The sequence below is a fragment of the Nostoc cf. edaphicum LEGE 07299 genome, assembly GCF_015207245.1.
Taxonomy (GTDB): domain Bacteria; phylum Cyanobacteriota; class Cyanobacteriia; order Cyanobacteriales; family Nostocaceae; genus Nostoc; species Nostoc edaphicum_B.
In genome coordinates this window covers 1-3,334 of sequence record NZ_JADEXF010000719.1, presented here as the reverse complement: position 1 = coordinate 3,334, position 3,334 = coordinate 1, and the positions used below count along the sequence as shown (strand labels likewise).

Sequence of the window (3,334 nt, the reverse complement as noted above, 5' to 3'; positions counted from 1 at the left end):
TAAGAGACAGACCCCAGTTAGTACAGCAAGAAAGCAATCACGCGATCCATATTCAACAAAGTTTTAATCAATCTGCTTTTTATCCCATTTCCAAAATTCCATCTACAAACCTTTATAATCCTATTGGCGATTGGGTAGGAAGGTTAATTTTACCAACGAAACAGCAATTACAAGATGGTTTAGATTGGGTATGGATGGAAGTACAATATGCACCACCTACAGCACAAAATTTGGTAGGTACAATTGTGCGTTTGGAATGGAAAAAGAATAAAAATTTGCTTGCTTTGGAACGAGCAGTAACGCGAGATATAAATTTCACTCCTGAAGTGATTAAAAGTCAAAAACAAGGAAATATTCATCCTTTTCGACTAAATGGAGTTCGTCATGTAGGGATTTTACGCTCTTTAGCTGGTGCAAATCCTGATGATGAAGCAATTGTTGCTTTAGATTCAAGTACAATCATTGATGCAAATCAAGAAAAATCTACTTTGCAAATTGAACGCGAACCTGTTTTGGCAACTGGTAGATTTTATGGGTTGGTAAAAATAATTAAACCGATTGAATCTCAATATAAAATTAGTTTATATCCAAAGAAAAAGCAGTATAGCGATTATTTTTTGGTACAACATTATAATCCTAATGCAAATAAATTTAATGGTATTGAAGAAACTATTCGCATTCGCCAACAAGTAATAGATTCACGAAATTTTGCTCCTTCAGGTTCGCAGCAAATCGAGCGATCGCCTGCGGGTAACGATGGGTGGTATATTTATGGCGCTGCCGATGCAAAGGGCGTATTTACAGTACGCGCACTTGCACCTCGTTCTCTGTTGCAAATTCAACCCCGTCAAATTGTTACTGGTAAAGAATTAGGTCTAAATTACATCCAAGAGGTAAATTGGCAAAATACTGAGAAAAATAAAGGTAAATTCAATACTGTATTATTAACATCTGGAGAAACACAAAATTCCCTTAATCAATCTATATCAACATGGCAAGAAGGCAATAAAGCTATTGTCTTACACCTATTTGGTGGAATTGGCGGACGTAAAGCTGAACCACTGGGAGTACCTTATACTATCACCGGACATTTCGCTTTTGGAATTGCAGAAGTTGTCCGCGACGAGTTTACTAACGAATTACGCTTCGAGACTAAATACCACCAAATTTATGCCCATAACCCCGATGGAATTATTGCCGGAACGCATACATGGGCTGATTATATGGGTAATTTACAACGTGGTTGGCTGGCAACACGTCCAGTATCAGATATTCTGATCAAATTCGACCCGGTAACGCAGGATTATGATTTTGATGGTGTCAAACTTTCGCCTTTAGAAGAATTTCAGCAACAATTACAGGTAACTATGGCACGTTATCGGGTTGGTGATGGAACTGGTGGCGCAATGGTATCACCTGCTACCTCATGCGTCCAAGACGCAAGCCAAGCACTTTATGCGGCAATACTGGCAATTAAAAATCAAGTTACTACAACTCCTCAAATTCAAACTTGGATACGCGCCAACCCCAATCACCCGCAAACATTACGCTTTCAGCAGCTAGTTAAATTAGGTCAATCTTTAGAACAACAATTAGCACCCTTGGGTATAGTTCGCGCTGATTGGCAAAGTCAAGCAGGTATACTCGCAGGTACGGGCAGAGGAAAAACGACGGAACCATTTCAAGATCGTAGTATTTGGGCTGGTTTGACAACATGGCGAACAATAATGCCAAGGCTTGCACACGACGATCTCGCCGCAATATTTTTAAAACATGGTGCAATTATGCAAGTATTGCGAACTAATCAAGTAGGTGGTTGGGAACCTAACATTACACCCATTGCACCAACAGTACTTTTGGGGCAAATCAAGATTCCTTTTACTAATATTTCACCATTTTCAATTCTTTTAAACCGCACTTTAGCGTCCTTAGTATTTCCGAGGCTCAAAGATTGGTTAGTTGTTGTTGTACTGCTGATAATTTATAGTATTCTTGCTCTACCTTATGGTTGGAAATTTGGATTTTTACAGATAGAACTTTGGTCTGCCAATTGTATTGATAAATGTTTGTTAATATTGCGTTGTTTATTTTCACCTGCAATTGTTGAAGAACTCTTTTTTCGCGTTTTTTTGCTTCCTCATCCTAGCGAAATCACCAATTGGCTTCAATGGTCTTTGTGGGCAATAGTGAGTTTATTATTATTTATTTTGTATCATCCATTGAATGCTAAAACTTTTTTTAAAGCTGGAATTCCTACATTTTTTAATCGCGTTTTTCTTGTTTTAGCGGCATTTTTGGGAATTATCTGTACTGTTGCATATACCCTCACAGGATCTTTATTTGCGATCGTTTTAATTCACTGGATTGTAGTAGTAGTTTGGTTAATTGTTTTTGGAGGAATCAGAAAATTAGATAATAATCAAAAAATTCAGAACGCTAAGGTTTAATGGGGCAGGAGGTAGGGGGCAGGAGTTAATAATGCTTGGTTAAGGCTAAAACTTGATGCCTTTATTTAGCACCAATAAATCTAGGACAACCTTCCTCAGCCCCCTTTTTGTAGCAACCGCAGAACTTTTTATTAGCGATCGCACTAAATACCAGTATTCCACAACACACTGCTAAGGCACAATCAACACTGGGCAAGGGGAAAGGTTAATCACGCGAGTGGTAACGCTATCATCCGCTCCCTCTTCAGTCAAGCCTAGCCCCCGACAGCCCATGATAATTAAATCTGCCCCAATTTCATCAGCGACATCGCAGATCGTAAAAGCTGGTTTGCCTTGCCTTTCTAAGGTTTCAGATTGAATTCCTTGCCCAGAAAATAAAGATTGGGCATTTTCCAGCAGTTTCGCAACTACCTCTGGTGACACCATCGGATCGTCGGCACTAGGCGCGTCTTTTGGTGGTTCTTCGACCACAGACAGCAGCACCAAGCGACTGCTGTACTTTTTGACTACGTTGGTGACAACATCAGCAGCTTCCCGCGTTTCCCGGCTTTGATCGATAGGAAATAATACCGTCTTAAATATATCTGTCACTTGGGTACCCCTGACTCCGGTAAAATCTTGATGGTTCTACTTTCAAAACAATAACAAAAAGGCAATCAGGAGAGTTTGGTGTGTCCAAAAAAAGTTTAGCAAGTTTATCTTCGGCTGATATCTCTGGGAAACGTGCCTTAGTGCGGGTTGACTTTAATGTGCCTGTGGACGATCAAGGCAACATTACTGACGATACTCGCATTCGCGCCGCTCTACCAACCATCCAAGATTTGACGCAGAAGGGAGCTAAGGTCATTCTCGCCAGCCATTTTGGCCGTCCCAAGGGTGTGGATGAC

3 protein-coding genes are annotated in these 3,334 nt (G+C 40.2%); 2 read left to right on the top strand and 1 reads right to left on the bottom strand.

What is annotated here, in order from left to right:
* The coding region (locus tag IQ229_RS19485; protein WP_194046576.1) for a CPBP family glutamic-type intramembrane protease at positions 1–2,447 on the top strand (2,447 nt) is incomplete at its 5' end.
* 171 nt (positions 2,448–2,618) lie between these two features.
* Here IQ229_RS19485 and IQ229_RS19480 read toward each other — a convergent pair.
* Entirely contained in the window at positions 2,619–3,029 is a 411-nt protein-coding gene (locus IQ229_RS19480; protein WP_194046578.1) for a universal stress protein, read from the bottom strand.
* A gap of 89 nt (positions 3,030–3,118) precedes the next feature.
* Between IQ229_RS19480 and pgk the strand changes: the two genes are divergently transcribed.
* On the top strand, positions 3,119–3,334 hold a 216-nt coding region (gene pgk, locus IQ229_RS19475), incomplete at its 3' end, for a phosphoglycerate kinase (RefSeq protein WP_194046574.1).